At 72.7% G+C, this 14,731-nt stretch carries 13 protein-coding genes; all 13 read left to right on the top strand.

Annotated elements, in window-relative coordinates; all coding sequences use genetic code 11:
* The first annotated feature begins 263 nt into the window (after positions 1-263).
* The 13 genes from OHS17_RS06935 (at position 264) to OHS17_RS06875 (ending at position 14,731) form a co-directional block, all read left to right on the top strand.
* Entirely contained in the window at positions 264-1,934 is a 1,671-nt protein-coding gene (locus OHS17_RS06935; RefSeq protein WP_161211022.1) for a CTP synthase, read from the top strand.
* Between the two features lie 90 nt (positions 1,935-2,024).
* Entirely contained in the window at positions 2,025-2,651 is a 627-nt protein-coding gene (locus OHS17_RS06930) for an NUDIX hydrolase (RefSeq protein ID WP_330311461.1), read from the top strand.
* Between the two features lie 204 nt (positions 2,652-2,855).
* Entirely contained in the window at positions 2,856-4,919 is a 2,064-nt protein-coding gene (locus OHS17_RS06925) for a tetratricopeptide repeat protein (protein ID WP_330311460.1), read from the top strand.
* 142 nt (positions 4,920-5,061) lie between these two features.
* A complete protein-coding gene (gene ald, locus OHS17_RS06920; protein ID WP_330315174.1) occupies positions 5,062-6,177 on the top strand; it encodes an alanine dehydrogenase in 1,116 nt (371 codons plus the stop codon).
* Between the two features lie 368 nt (positions 6,178-6,545).
* Entirely contained in the window at positions 6,546-7,664 is a 1,119-nt protein-coding gene (locus OHS17_RS06915) for a ParA family protein (protein ID WP_330311459.1), read from the top strand.
* On the top strand, positions 7,661-8,248 hold the full coding sequence (locus OHS17_RS06910; RefSeq protein ID WP_330315173.1) for a hypothetical protein: 588 nt from the start codon (positions 7,661-7,663) through the stop codon (positions 8,246-8,248). The genes OHS17_RS06915 and OHS17_RS06910 overlap by 4 nt, the downstream gene beginning before the upstream one ends.
* A gap of 94 nt (positions 8,249-8,342) precedes the next feature.
* Positions 8,343-9,326 (top strand): segregation and condensation protein A, encoded by a 984-nt coding sequence (locus OHS17_RS06905; protein ID WP_330311458.1) that lies wholly within the window; start codon positions 8,343-8,345, stop codon positions 9,324-9,326.
* Positions 9,323-9,973 (top strand): SMC-Scp complex subunit ScpB, encoded by a 651-nt coding sequence (scpB, locus tag OHS17_RS06900; protein ID WP_330311457.1) that lies wholly within the window; start codon positions 9,323-9,325, stop codon positions 9,971-9,973. Before OHS17_RS06905 ends, scpB begins: the two co-directional genes overlap by 4 nt.
* Positions 9,973-11,133 (top strand): pseudouridine synthase, encoded by a 1,161-nt coding sequence (locus OHS17_RS06895; protein ID WP_330311456.1) that lies wholly within the window; start codon positions 9,973-9,975, stop codon positions 11,131-11,133. Before scpB ends, OHS17_RS06895 begins: the two co-directional genes overlap by 1 nt.
* A 127-nt stretch (positions 11,134-11,260) precedes the next feature.
* Positions 11,261-11,911 carry a nicotinamide riboside transporter PnuC gene (gene pnuC / locus OHS17_RS06890; protein ID WP_330311455.1) on the top strand — a complete coding sequence of 217 codons (651 nt, stop codon included), beginning with the start codon at positions 11,261-11,263 and terminating at the stop codon, positions 11,909-11,911.
* The gene (locus OHS17_RS06885; RefSeq protein WP_330311454.1) at positions 11,908-12,987 is read left to right on the top strand and encodes an AAA family ATPase; all 1,080 of its coding nucleotides are present in this window, start codon (positions 11,908-11,910) and stop codon (positions 12,985-12,987) included. Before pnuC ends, OHS17_RS06885 begins: the two co-directional genes overlap by 4 nt.
* Positions 12,984-13,718 carry an NUDIX hydrolase gene (locus OHS17_RS06880; protein WP_330311453.1) on the top strand — a complete coding sequence of 245 codons (735 nt, stop codon included), beginning with the start codon at positions 12,984-12,986 and terminating at the stop codon, positions 13,716-13,718. The genes OHS17_RS06885 and OHS17_RS06880 overlap by 4 nt, the downstream gene beginning before the upstream one ends.
* Positions 13,715-14,731, top strand: coding sequence for an ADP-ribosylglycohydrolase family protein (locus OHS17_RS06875; RefSeq protein ID WP_330311452.1), 1,017 nt, complete (start codon positions 13,715-13,717; stop codon positions 14,729-14,731). Before OHS17_RS06880 ends, OHS17_RS06875 begins: the two co-directional genes overlap by 4 nt.

Here is a 14,731-nt window from a genome sequence, read left to right as displayed (position 1 = left end):
CCGGGTGATCCGCGCGACCCTCTTGCCAACCGGAGTGGTCCGATCTAGTGGGGTGCGAGTGGCATATGCGGCTTGCGCCGCGCTTGTGGGCCGGTGGCCGGAAGCAGTCTCCCCCTGTCGCTGATACCCTGGTAGCCCGTGGACCGGTGGTCGTCGGCGAGAGCAGACGAGGCCCCCGAACCGCAGCGACGGCATCTCCGGAATCTCCGGACGGCAAGCCGGTACGCACCTCAAGATCGCGACCACGGGAGCCCCCTTTGGCTATGCAGCCCACATCCACGACGACCAAGCACATCTTCGTCACCGGGGGTGTCGCCTCTTCCCTCGGCAAGGGTCTGACTGCCTCCAGCCTCGGTGCCCTGCTCAAGGCGCGCGGCCTCCGGGTCACCATGCAGAAGCTCGACCCGTACCTGAACGTCGACCCCGGCACGATGAACCCGTTCCAGCACGGCGAGGTCTTCGTGACCAACGACGGTGCGGAGACGGACCTCGACATCGGCCACTACGAGCGCTTCCTCGACGTCGACCTCGACGGCTCGGCCAACGTCACCACCGGCCAGGTCTACTCGCAGGTCATCGCCAAGGAGCGGCGCGGCGAGTACCTGGGCGACACCGTGCAGGTCATCCCGCACATCACCAACGAGATCAAGCACCGCATCCGGCGCATGGCCACCGACGACGTCGACGTGGTCATCACCGAGGTCGGCGGCACCGTCGGTGACATCGAGTCACTGCCGTTCCTGGAGACCGTGCGCCAGGTCCGCCACGAGGTCGGCCGGGACAACGTCTTCGTCGTGCACATCTCGCTGCTGCCCTACATCGGCCCCTCCGGCGAGCTGAAGACCAAGCCCACCCAGCACTCCGTGGCCGCCCTGCGGAACATCGGTATCCAGCCGGACGCGATCGTGCTGCGCGCCGACCGCGACGTGCCGACCGCCATCAAGCGCAAGATCTCGCTGATGTGCGACGTGGACGAGGCCGCCGTGGTCGCCTGCGTGGACGCCAAGTCGATCTACGACATCCCCAAGGTGCTGCACACCGAGGGCCTGGACGCCTACGTCGTGCGCAAGCTCGACCTGCCGTTCCGCGACGTCGACTGGACCACCTGGGACGACCTGCTGGACCGTGTCCACAACCCCGACCACGAGGTCACCGTCGCCCTGGTCGGCAAGTACATCGACCTGCCCGACGCCTACCTCTCGGTCACCGAGGCCATCCGGGCCGGCGGCTTCGCCAACAAGGCCCGGGTCAAGGTCGAGTGGGTCGCCTCCGACGACTGCAAGACCCCGGCCGGTGCGCAGAAGGCCCTCGCCGGCATCGACGCGATCTGCATCCCCGGCGGCTTCGGCGAGCGCGGCGTGGTCGGCAAGGTCGGCGCGATCCAGTACGCCCGCGAGAACAAGGTGCCGCTGCTCGGCCTCTGCCTGGGCCTTCAGTGCATCGTGATCGAGGCGGCCCGCAACCTCGCCGAGATCCCCGACGCCAACTCCACCGAGTTCGACGCCGCGACCTCGCACCCGGTCATCTCGACCATGGAGGAGCAGCTCGCGTACGTCGAGGGCGCCGGTGACCTGGGCGGCACCATGCGGCTCGGCCTGTACCCGGCGAAGCTCGCCGAGGGGTCGCTGGTCCGCGAGGCCTACGACGACCAGCCGTACGTGGAGGAGCGCCACCGCCACCGCTACGAGGTCAACAACGCCTACCGCGCCGAGCTGGAGAAGAAGGCCGGCCTGGTCTTCTCGGGCACCTCGCCGGACAACAAGCTGGTCGAGTACGTCGAGTACCCGCGCGAGGTCCACCCGTACCTCGTCGCCACCCAGGCGCACCCGGAGCTGCGCTCCCGGCCGACCCGCCCGCACCCGCTCTTCGCCGGTCTGGTGAAGGCGGCCGTCGCCCGCAAGACGGGCGCCGCCGCAGGCGAGCAGGGCAAGTAGGCGGTACCTCCGCAGGCGTTACGGTTGACCGGGGCGCGCGTCCGAACAGGGACGCGGGCCCCGGTCACCGTTTTTCGTGGGAGGACGCAGATGGGTTTCCAGGACACGCCCGAGGAATGGCGCGTCACCGAGAGCGCGACCCCGTTCCGGGGGAAGAAGACCAGCGTCCGCTCCGACGACGTCGAGATGCCCGACGGTACGGTCGCGCACCGCGACTACCAGGTGCACCCCGGCTCGGTCGCCGTGCTCGCGCTGGACGACGAGGGCCGCGTCCTGGTCCTGCGCCAGTACCGCCACCCCGTCCGCCACAAGCTGTGGGAGATCCCCGCCGGGCTGCTCGACGTGCCCGGCGAGAACCCGCTGCACGCCGCGCAGCGCGAGCTGTACGAGGAGGCGTACGTCAAGGCCGAGGACTGGCGGGTGCTCGCCGACATCTACACCTCGCCCGGCGGCTCCGACGAGGCCGTACGCGTCTTCCTCGCCCGGGACGTCTCCGAGGCGGAGGGCGAGCGCTTCGAGGTCTCCGAGGAGGAGGCCGACATGGAGCTGGCCCGGGTGCCGCTCCAGGACCTCGTGCGCCAGGTGCTCGCCGGTGAGCTGCACAACAGCTGCCTGGTCGTGGGCGTGCTCGCGCTCACGGCGGCCCTCGCGGGCGACGGCGTCGACGCGCTGCGCCCCGCCGACGCACCCTGGCCGGCCCGCCCCTTCGAGGCCTGACGGATCGTCTGAAACCGTGCCCGGCGGACGATGAGGCCCCTCGTACGGTCACTCCCGCGCACCCCCCGATCGTAAAAAATGCTGATCCGATCGGGGGATGCCCGGGTCGCGCTCCCCCCGCTCCGGCCATCCGCCTGAACTACGCTTCGAATGCCCTGACCGGAGTCCCGCAGGGCGACGCGTCAGCGAAGTGGAGCGTGGCCCGTGACGGATCAGGCGGTGGACACCAGCGGCCCGGCCGAGGCAGCGGGGACCGAGGAGCCGCCCGCGCCGGAACCGGCCCGATTCTTCGGCCGCGAACGCGAGTTGAAGGAACTGCGCGACGACATCGAGCGCGCCGGACTCGACACCATGGCGGGCCGCCGCAGCGCCCGCGCCCGGGTCCTCCTGATCGCCGGACGACCCGGCTCCGGCCGCACCGCGCTCGCCTCCGAACTCGCCCGCCGGCTCCTCGAAACCGGCGACTACCCCGACGGGGTGCTCCGCGTCCGGCTCGCCGAGACCGGGGGCGGCCCCGTCCCCCCGGAGCGCGCCGCCCGCGACCTCCTCGGCGGGCTCGGCCTGACCGGGCCGCCCGGCGCCGACGCCGACGAGCTGAGCGAAATGGTCCGCGAGGCCCTGGCCGTCCGCCGGGTCCTGCTCCTCCTGGACGACGCCGCGGACGCCGAACAGGTCGACCCGCTCCTCCCCGACAACCCGGACTGCCTCGTCGTCGCCACCTCCGAGGGCCCGCTCACCGGCATCCCCGGCGTCCGGCCCTGCACCATCGGCGGCCTGGACACGGGCTCCGCCGTCCAGCTCCTCGGCCGCGCCACCGGCCAGGTCAGGATCACCGTCGACCCGCTGACCGCCCAGACCGTGGCCGAGGAGTGCGGCGGGCAGCCGGCCGCCCTGGTCCTCATCGGCGGCTGGCTCGCCGCCCGCCCGACCGCCTCCGTGGCCGACGCCGGACGGCGGCTGCGCGCGCTGCCGGACGACCCCGAACTGCCCGCCGGGACGCGCCCGCTGACCCGCGCCTTCCGCCTCGTCCACGACTCGCTCCCGGCCACCCCCGCCCGGATACTGCGACTGCTCTCCCTCGCCCCCGGCGGTCTCGCCGACGCCCACACCGCCTCCGCGCTGGCCGGGTGCTCCGTCTCGGCGGCCCGGACCACCCTGGACGACTTCGTGACCCTCGGCCTGCTGCGCCGCGAGGGCACGGACGAACCGCAGTACGAGGTGCCGGGATGCCTCGCCGGGCTGCTGCGGGCGCTCCTGGAGGACCGGGACCGCCCCGCCGAGATCCAGCTCGCCCGGGCCAGGATGCTGGAGCGCACCGTGCGCCTCCTCCAGTCCTGCCGCGCCGTCACGGACCCCGAGGGCTCGCCGTCCCGCCGCAAGCTGGCCGGCCTCCCGCGCACCCTGCGCTTCCCGGACCCGGAGACCGCCGCCGCCTGGCTGCGCGCCCGCAGGCCCGCCCTGCTCGCCTCCGCCCGGATCGCCGTCGAGGACGGGGATCTCGACACGCTGGCCCGCCGCCTGGTCGCCGCGCTGGTGCGGGCGCTCGCCGCGCACGAGGGCACCGACGCCGCCGCCCCCGACCTGTACGCCCTGCACGGCCTCGTGCTGGCCGTCGCCGAGCGCCGCGACCTGCCCCGCGAGCGGGCGGCGGCCCTGCTCAACCTGGCCGACCTGGACGCCGGGACCGGCCGCACCCGCGAGGCGCTGGCCCGCTACCGGGACGCGCTGGACGCCGGGCGGGCCGCGAAGGACCCGTACGCCACCGGGCGGGCCATGGAGTCGGTGGGCGGCGCCTACGCGGAGCTGGGCGACTACCACCGGGCCTCCGACTGGTACGGACGGGCGCTCGCCCAGCGCCTCACCCAGAGCGAGCCCGCCGAGGCGGCGCGCCTGTACGGGCGCCTCGGCACCGTCCACACCTACGCCGGGCGGTACGGCGAGGCGCTGCGGAACTGGCGCGCCGCCGCGGCGGGCCACCGCAGGCTGGGCGACCTCACGGCCCAGGCGCGGGCGCTCAGCGAGATGGCCCGCGTCCAGGAGTACGCGGGCCGCCCGCAGGAGTCGCTGCGCACCTGCCGGGAGGCGGTGGAGTGGGCGCGGCGGGCCAAGGACGTACGGCTGCAGGCGGCGCTGGAGCTGCGGCTCGCGGACACCCTGGACCGGCTCGGTGACCCCGCGGCGGCGGGGCTGCACAGGGGCGCGGCCGACAGATTGCTGGGCGAAGCGGGTGTGGCCTGCGAAACCGATAGTGCTTCCTCGGAAGAATAAAGCTTTGCAAGGCTAGACAGCGGGAAGCCCTTCATTAGACTGGCTGTACCGCGGCCCTTCGCGGTGCCTTCACATGTGATGCATCTACCCTTTTTGCATTGCTGTGCCCGGATTATCCTCTGAGCCAAGGACCGTGATCGACATGAAGGTCGGCATCCCCCGCGAAGTGAAGAACAACGAGTTCCGCGTGGCGATCACGCCTGCCGGTGTGCATGAGCTCGTCCGCCACGGCCACCAGGTCGTCGTCGAGCGGAACGCCGGAGCGGGCTCCTCCATCACGGACGAGGAGTACGTCGCGGCCGGTGCGGAGATCCTGCCCACCGCCGACGAGGTCTGGGCCGCCGCCGACCTGCTGCTCAAGGTCAAGGAGCCGGTCGCCGAGGAGTACCACCGCCTCCGCAAGGGCCAGACCCTCTTCACCTACCTGCACCTCGCGGCCTCCCGCGCGTGCACGGACGCACTCCTGGAGTCGGGCACCACCGCCATCGCGTACGAGACCGTCGAGACGGCCAACCGCGCGCTGCCGCTGCTCGCCCCGATGTCCGAGGTCGCGGGCCGGCTGGCCCCGCAGGTCGGCGCGTACCACCTGATGCGCTCGGCCGGCGGCCGCGGCGTGCTGCCGGGCGGTGTCCCCGGTACGGCGGCCGGCCGTGCCGTCGTCATCGGCGGCGGCGTCTCCGGCTGGAACGCCACCCAGATCGCCGTGGGCCTCGGCTTCCACGTCACGCTGCTCGACAAGGACATCAACAAGCTCCGCGAGGCGGACAAGGTCTTCGGCACCCAGGTGCAGACCGTCGTCTCCAACGCCTTCGAGCTGGAGAAGGCCGTGGTCGAGGCCGACCTCGTCGTCGGTGCCGTGCTGATCCCCGGCGCCAAGGCCCCGAAGCTGGTCACCAACGAGCTCGTCGCCAAGATGAAGCCCGGAAGTGTACTTGTCGACATTGCAATTGATCAGGGCGGCTGCTTCGAGGACTCGCACCCCACGACGCACGCCGAGCCGACCTTCCAGGTCCACGACTCGGTCTTCTACTGCGTCGCGAACATGCCCGGCGCGGTGCCCAACACCTCGACGTACGCCCTCACCAACGCGACGCTGCCCTACATCGTGGAGCTCGCCAACCGGGGCTGGGTGGAGGCGCTGCGTCGGGACGCCGCGCTCGCCAAGGGCCTCAACACCCATGACGGGCAGGTCGTTTACCGCGAGGTGGCCGAGGCGCACGGCCTCGACCATGTCGACCTGAACACGCTCATCGGCTGACCCGGGTCAACCGCTTCGTCAACTCCGTGCGCCCGGCCGGACCTTGCCGTCAAGGTCCGGCCGGACGCATGCCGGGGCCGCGCGCGCCCCCGAGCAACTCGTCTCGAACGTAACCCTTTAACCGTTTCGTACACTCGGGAAAAGTGTGTACCGAGGGTTGCGCGCCCTTGACAGCGGGGCGTTCGATTGCCGACACAACGGGCCGGGTCCGGCGGATTGTGTTGCTGCGGACAGGGGACACGCCATAGAGTCGCCAATCGTCGGCATGGTGCCACGCTGACCTATCGATAAGTTTCCTGGTCACGTCCAAGGAGGTAAGACGACTTGTGAATGAGTCGACAATTACTCCCGGGGGTGTTCAACCAGGGATGCCTGCACGGGGCCAGAGCCCGAACGGGCTGGAGGCTGTCGGCTCCGTCGCTGTCCGCACCTTCTCCACCCTCCAGCACATGACGACAGCCCCCCAGATGATGGACGGCCTACACGTGAACGCCATGGCCGGCAACGAGAGTGGCCGGGACACCGCCCCCCTCGCCGACTTCGCCGAGACGCCCCAGGCGCATTTCTACGACCCCGACGCCGAGTACGAGCCCGACCCGGAGTACGCGGCCACGCTCGCGCCGGACGCCGCCCGGCAGCGCCGTGAGCGGATCGGCCCGACCGGCCGCCCCCTGCCCTACTTCCCGATCCCGGGCCCGCTGACCGACCACGGCCCCGCGAAGATCATCGCGATGTGCAACCAGAAGGGCGGCGTCGGCAAGACCACGTCGACCATCAACCTGGGTGCCGCGCTCGCCGAGTACGGACGGCGCGTCCTGCTGGTCGACTTCGACCCGCAGGGTGCCCTCTCGGTCGGCCTCGGGGTCAACCCGATGGAGCTCGACCTCACCGTCTACAACCTGCTCATGGAGCGGGGCATGGCGGCCGACGAGGTCCTGCTGAAGACCGCGGTCCCCAACATGGACCTGCTCCCCAGCAACATCGACCTCTCCGCCGCCGAGGTGCAGCTCGTCAGCGAGGTGGCCCGCGAGTCGACGCTCCAGCGCGCCCTGAAGCCGCTGATGGCCGACTACGACTACATCGTGATCGACTGTCAGCCCTCGCTCGGCCTGCTCACGGTGAACGCGCTGACCGCCGCGCACAAGGTGATAGTCCCGCTCGAGTGCGAGTTCTTCGCGCTGCGCGGGGTGGCGCTGCTCACCGAGACGATCGAGAAGGTCCAGGAGCGGCTCAACCCGGAGCTGGAGCTCGACGGCATCCTCGCCACCATGTACGACTCCCGTACGGTGCACAGCCGCGAGGTCCTGGCACGGGTGGTCGAGGCGTTCGACGACCACGTCTACCACACGGTCATCGGGCGCACGGTCCGCTTCCCGGAGACCACGGTCGCCGGTGAGCCCATCACCACGTACGCCTCCAACTCGGTCGGTGCCGCCGCCTATCGCCAGCTCGCCAGGGAGGTGCTCGCCCGGTGTCACGCCGAGTGAGTCTGCCCGGGGCCGACGAACTGTTCCGTACGACCGGGGGGATGGGGCTCCAGTCCTCGTCGCCCGCGGAGCGGAGGCGCAAGGCGAACGGCGAGGCCCGGGTCCCGGCTCCGTCCGGTGAGAACGAACCCGGGGCCGAGGCGCCGGGGGAGACCGCCCCGGAATCCGGTGCCGCGCCCGCCCGCCCGGAGCACGCGGCGGCCGCCGCCGACGCGGGCGACTCGCGCAGCCGGTCCGCCGAGGGCGACCGGGTCGCCGTCGCCGCCCAGGCCGGCCGCCGCCCGCAGCAGCCCGCCGAGCCCGCCCCGGCGGCGCCCGTCGTGCAGCAGCAGCGCAGGCGCGGCGGCGGACGCGGTGCGAACCGGCGGCCCAGCGGCCGCGAGCGCCACGACGAGAAGATCACGGTCTACGTCTCCGCCGAGGAGCTGATGGACCTGGAGCACGCCCGCCTCGTCCTGCGCGGCGAGCACGGCCTCGCGGTGGACCGGGGCCGGATCGTCCGCGAGGCGGTCGCCGTCGTCCTGGCGGACCTGGAATCGCGCGGCGACGCGAGCATCCTCGTACGACGGCTGCGCGGCCGCTGACCGGTACGGCGCCGGTAGCCTGCCCGGAAGGCATGCCCCTTCCGTACGGGCCGCCGCCCGCCGCCGTATCCCGTCCCGCGCACCCTGGATCTCCATGCCGACACCCGACGAGCCCGCCCGCACCGCCCGCCGCCCCCTGGGGCGCGGGCCGGGGGCGGGGGACGTGCCCGTGGAGGCCCCGGCCGAGGCCCCGGCCCCGGCCGAGGCGCCCGCGCCGGAGGAGGAGGTCCCCGAAGCGGCGCCCGCCCCCGACGACGGCCGGTTCAAAGTCCGGCTGGCGAACTTCGAGGGCCCCTTCGACCTGCTCCTCCAGCTCATCTCCAAGCACAAGCTGGACGTGACCGAGGTCGCCCTGTCCAAGGTCACCGACGAGTTCATGGCCCACATCCGGGCGATGGGCCCCGACTGGGACCTGGACCAGACGACCGAGTTCCTGGTGGTCGCCGCGACCCTCCTCGACCTGAAGGCCGCCCGGCTGCTCCCCGCCGCCGAGGTGGAGGACGAGGCGGACCTCGCGCTCCTGGAGGCCAGGGACCTGCTCTTCGCGCGGCTCCTCCAGTACCGCGCGTACAAGCGCGTCGCCGACATCTTCAGCGGCCGGCTCGAATCGGAGGCCCGCCGCTTCCCCCGTACCGTCGGCCTCGAACCGCACCACGCCGCACTGCTGCCGGACGTCGTCATCAGCATCGGGGCCGAGGGCTTCGCCCGGCTGGCCGTGAAGGCGATGCAGCCGAAGCCCGCGCCGCAGGTGTACGTCGACCACATCCACGCCCCCCTGGTCAGCGTCCGGGAACAGGCGGGCATCGTGGTCGCCCGGGTCCGCGAGGCCGGCGAGATGAGCTTCCGGGCGCTGACCGAGGACGCCCCGGACACCCTCACCGTCGTCGCCCGCTTCCTCGCCCTGCTGGAGCTGTACCGGGAGAAGGCCGTCGCCCTGGACCAGGAGGTGGCGCTCGGCGAGCTGATGGTGCGCTGGGCCGGTGAGGCGGGGGCCGAGCCCGTCGTGACGGACGAATTCGACCAGGAGGCCCCGGACGCCCCGGACGGCCCCGAGACCCCGGAGGACGAGACGCCATGAGCGACGAGCACCACCCCGACGGCTCCGCGGTCGCGGAGCTCGACCTCAAGCCCGCCCTGGAGGCCGTCCTGATGGTCGTGGACGAGCCCGCCACCGAGGAACACCTGGCCAAGGTCCTCGAGCGCCCCCGGCGGGCCGTGGCCGCCGCGCTGCGGGAGCTGGCCGACGAGTACACCGCGCAGCGGCGCGGCTTCGACCTCCGGCTCGTCGCGGGCGGCTGGCGGTTCTACACCCGGCCCGCGTACGCGGCGGCGGTCGAGGGCTTCGTCCTGGACGGCCAGCACGCCCGGCTGACCCAGGCGGCCCTGGAGACCCTGGCGGTCGTCGCGTACCGGCAGCCGGTGAGCCGGTCGCGGGTCTCGGCGGTGCGCGGGGTGAACTGTGACGGGGTCATGCGGACCCTGCTCCAGAGGGGTCTGGTCGAGGAGGCGGGCACGGAACCCGAAACAGGTGCGATCCTGTACAGGACGACGAACTACTTTCTGGAGCGGATGGGCCTGCGTGGCCTGGATGAGCTCCCGGAGCTCGCGCCCTTCCTCCCCGAGGCGGACGCGATCGAGGCCGAGACGCCAGAGGGTGTGCCGTCGTTCGATCCGGACGCACCGGACACCCCGGAAACTCACGCAGACGACAAGACGGACTTTTGATGCGAAGCAGTGGCAGGAACAGCGGTAGCGGCGGCGGCAGGAGCGGCGGCAGCTCCGGGGGCCGGAGCGGCAGGAACAACAGCGGCACCGGCCGGAACAGCAACCCGAACGCGCGGACCCCCCGCTCGGAGCGCGAGGACCGCCGGAACGAGGAGCGCCCCCGCAAGCCCAGGCCCGAGGAGCGCCGCTACGACACGGGCACCGACAGGCCCGGCGCCGACGGCGTCCGCAAGGGGCGCGGCGCGGCGGCCCGGGGCGGCGCCAAGGGCGGCCCGAAGAGCCCGCAGGGCGGCGGCGCGAAGGGCGGCGCCCGGCGCGGCCCGTACGGCGCCCCGGCGCGCCCGCGCGAGCTCGACGCCAAGATCGAGCAGCGCAACCGCGACCGGTACGCGAACAAGCCCGAGATCAAGACCCCGAAGACGCACCCGGGCGCCGAGCAGGAGGGCGAGCGGCTGCAGAAGGTCCTGGCCCGTGCCGGCATGGGCTCGCGCCGCGCCTGCGAGGAGCTGATCGACCAGAGCCGGGTCGAGGTGAACGGCGAGATCGTCGTCGAGCAGGGCATGCGCGTCGACGTGCACAAGGACGAGATCAAGGTCGACGGGCTGACCGTCGCCACCCAGTCCTACCTGTTCTTCGCGCTGAACAAGCCGGCCGGGGTCGTCGCCTCCATGGAGGACCCGGACGGGCGCCAGTGCCTCGGGGACTACGTCACCAACCGTGAGACGCGGCTCTTCCACGTCGGCCGGCTGGACACCGAGACCGAGGGCATCATCATGCTCACCAACCACGGCGAGCTGGCCCACCGTCTCACCCACCCCAAGTACGGCGTGAAGAAGACGTACCTGGCGGCCATCCAGGGCCCCCTCCCGCGCGACCTGGGCAAGCGGCTCAAGGACGGCATCCAGCTGGAGGACGGCTACGCCCGCGCCGACCACTTCCGCGTCGTGGAGAACACCGGCAAGAACTACCTGGTCGAGGTCACCCTGCACGAGGGCCGCAAGCACATCGTGCGCCGCATGCTGGCCGAGGCGGGCTTCCCCGTCGACCGGCTGGTGCGCACCGGCTTCGGCCCGATCGCGCTCGGCGACCAGAAGTCGGGCTGGCTGCGCCGGCTCACCAACACCGAGGTGGGCATGCTCATGCGCGAGGTCGGCCTGTAGCCCGTCCCCCGCAGCGCTCGAAGGCCCGCGGCCGGTTCCCCGGAATTTTCCGGAGAGGAACCGGCCGCGGGCCTTTCGCATGCCCGGCCGAGCCTTTATAGTCACAGTGACTATTAAGGAGGCGGGCGTGAGTCTCGCGGACATACTCGATCCCCTGCAGCAGCCCCTGGTGACGGTCCTGGACACCCCGGTCAGCTGGACCGAGGTGCTGGGCTTCGGCAGCGGTGCGCTGTGCGTCTGGCTCGTGGCCCGCCAGCACCTCGCCAACTGGCCGATCGGCATCGCCAACAACCTCTTCTTCATCCTGCTGTTCGCCCAGTCCGGCCTGTACGCCGACGCCGGACTCCAGATCGTCTTCATCGCCCTCGCCGCGTACGGCTGGTGGACCTGGACCCACGGGGGTGGACCAGGGACGGACCTGCCGGTGCGGCGCACCACGCGCACCGAGTGGGCCTGGCTGCTCGTGGCGGGGGCGGTGGGGACCGGGGCGCTGACCGTCCTGCTCGACAGGGCGACCGACTCGACCGTGCCGTTCTGGGACGCGCTGACGACCGCGCTCTCGCTCGCGGCGACCTACGGGCAGTGCCGCAAGCTGGTCGAGTCCTGGTGGCTGTGGATCGCCGCCGACCTCGTGTACATCCCGCTGTACGCGTACAAGGAGCTGTACCTGACCTCGCTGCTGTACGGGGGCTTCCTGACGCTGTGCCTGACCGGCCTGCGCAACTGGCGCCGCGACCTCACGGCGGCCGACCCGCAACTCTCGAAGGCCCTCGCATGAAGCGCTACCCGCACGGACTCGTGCTCGGCAAGTTCTACCCGCCGCACGCCGGCCACCACCACCTCGTCCGCACCGCCGCCGCCCGCTGCGAACGGCTCACCGTCCTGGTCTGCGCCGCCTCGGTGGAGTCCGTCCCGCTCGCCGACCGGGTCGACTGGATGCGGCAGGCGCATCCCGACGTGACGGTGGTCGGCGCCGTGGACGACACCCGCATGGACCTCCACGACCCGGCGATCTGGGACGCCCACATGGCCGTCTTCACGGCCGCCGTGCCCGAGCGGGTGGACGCCGTCTTCACCTCGGAGTCGTACGGGGACGAGCTGGCCCGCCGCTTCGGCGCCGAGTCCGTCTGCGTCGACCCCGACCGCACCGCGTACCCCGTCTCCGGCACCGCCGTCCGAGCGGACCCGGCCGGCTGCTGGGGCTTCCTCGAAGCGCCGGTGCGGGCGGCGCTCGCCCGCCGCGTCGTCGTCCTCGGCGCGGAGTCCACCGGCACCACCACGCTGGCCCGCGCGCTCGCCGCCCACTACCGGCAGCGCGGCGGGATCTGGGCGCACACGGGGTACGTGGCCGAGTACGGGCGCGAGTTCAGCGAACGGAAACTGGCCGAGCTGCGCGAGCGGTGGCCCCGGGCCCAGTGGGAGGACGTCACCCTCGCCACCCACGACTTCCCGCACATCGCCGAGGTCCAGAACGCCCGCGAGGAGGAGGCCGCCCGCACCGGCTCCCCGGTGCTCTTCTGCGACACGGACTCCTTCGCGACGACCGTCTGGCACGAGCGGTACGTGGGCGGGCGCAACCCGCTGGTCGAGCGCGTCGCGGACCGGGCCCGCCACCACCTGTGGCTGCTCACGGACCACGAGGGCGTCGCCTTCGAGGACGACGGGCTGCGCGACGGCGAGGAGCTGCGGCCCTGGATGACCGACCGTTTCCGGGCCGAGCTCACCCGTACCGGCCGGACCTTCATCGAGGTGACCGGCAGCCGTGAGGCGCGCCTCACCCGCGCGGTCGAGGCCGTCGACGCGCTGCTCGCCGAGGGCTGGGACTTCGCCGCGCCCCTCCCGGAGCACCGATGAGCGCCACCGCCCCCGAGGGCTACGACCCGAGCGCCTTCGAGCCGTTCGCGGTCACCGTGGACCTGGCGGTCTTCACGGTCCGCGCGTCCCGGCTGCACGTCCTGCTCGTCGAACGCGGCGCGGAACCGTACAAGGGCCACTGGGCGCTCCCCGGCGGCTTCCTGCTGCCCCGCGAGTCCGCGGGGGCCGCCGCCCGCCGCGAACTGGCCGAGGAGACCGGGCTGAGCGACGACACGGTCTCCGGGCTCCACCTGGAGCAGCTGCGCACCTACAGCGACCCGGACCGCGATCCTCGGATGCGCGTCGTCTCCGTCGCCCACACCGCCCTCGTCCCGGACCTTCCCGAACCGCGCGGCGGCGGTGACGCGGCGGGCGCGCGCTGGTGGGACGCGGCCCGGACGGGCCCGCTCGCCTTCGACCACGACCGCATCCTCGCGGACGCCCGCGACCGGGTCGGCGCCAAGCTGGAGTACACCTGTCTGGCCACCGCGTTCTGCCCGCCGCACTTCACCCTGGGCGAGCTGCAACAGGTCTACGAAACGGTCTGGGGCGTCGAGCTCGACCGCCCCAACTTCCGCCGCAAGGTCCTCGCCACTCCGGGCTTCGTACAGCCCGCGGAGGGCGCCCCGCGCCGCACCGGCGGCCGCGGCAAACCCGCCGCCCTCTACCGGGCGGGCGACGCCACCGCACTCCACCCCCCGCTCCTGCGACCGGAAGGACGCCCAGCATGACGACGACCCGTACGAAGAAGGCCGCGACCGGAGCGCTGACCGGGCTCGCGCTCGGCGACGCGCTGGGCTTCCCCACCGAGTTCAACGACGTGCCGTCGATCCTCGCCAAGTGCGGGCCCTGGCGGGAGATGGAGCTGCCGAAGCCCGCCTTCGTCACCGACGACACCCAGATGACCCTGGCGCTGGGCCGGGGCCTGCGCACCGCCATGGGCCGGGGCCTGCTCACCGGGCTGCGGCTGGCCCGCCCGGTGCGCGAGGAGTACGTCGACTGGTACCACTCGCCCGACAACAACCGCGCCCCCGGCCGCACCTGCCTGGAAGCCTGCCACCTGCTCGACGGCGACCGCCCCTGGCAGGAGGCGAGCCGGACCGGCTCCAAGGGCTGCGGCGCCAACATGCGCGTCGCGCCCATCGGCCTCGCGCCCGGACTCACCGACGAACAGCGCTCCGGCGCCGCCCAGCTCCAGTCGGCCCTCACCCACGGCCACCCGACCGCGCTCGCCGCCTCCGACCTGACGGCCCGGGCGGTGCACCTGCTCGCCCGGGGGACCGAACCGCTCGGCCTGATCGGCCAGTTGCGCTCGTACGCGTACGAGAACCGCGAGCGCTACCTCGACCGGTGGCTCGGCGACCTCTGGCGCCACACGCACGACGCCTCGCCCGAGGCCTACATCAGCCGGGGCTGGGACGAGTGCCTGGCCGCGCTGGAGACCGTCCAGGACGCCCTGCGCGCCCCCTCGCCGGAGACCGACCCCTGCGAGCGCACGGGAGACGGCTGGATCGCCGAGCACGCCCTCGCCACCGCCCTGCACTGCTTCCTGCTCTTCCCGGACGAACCCGTCACCGCCCTGCGCCGCGCCGCCTGCACCCGCGGCGACTCGGACTCCATCGCCTGCCTGACCGGCGCACTGGCCGGCGCCCACCTGGGCCCGGACGCCTGGCCCGCCGCATGGGTGGAGCGCATCGAGTACCGGGACGAACTGCTGGAGCTCGGGGCGCTCTGGGACGATTGA

The organism is Streptomyces sp. NBC_00523 (assembly GCF_036346615.1).
GTDB lineage: Bacteria > Actinomycetota > Actinomycetes > Streptomycetales > Streptomycetaceae > Streptomyces.
Note: the sequence above shows the minus strand (reverse complement) of the source record. Positions and strands in the feature narration are given on the sequence as shown.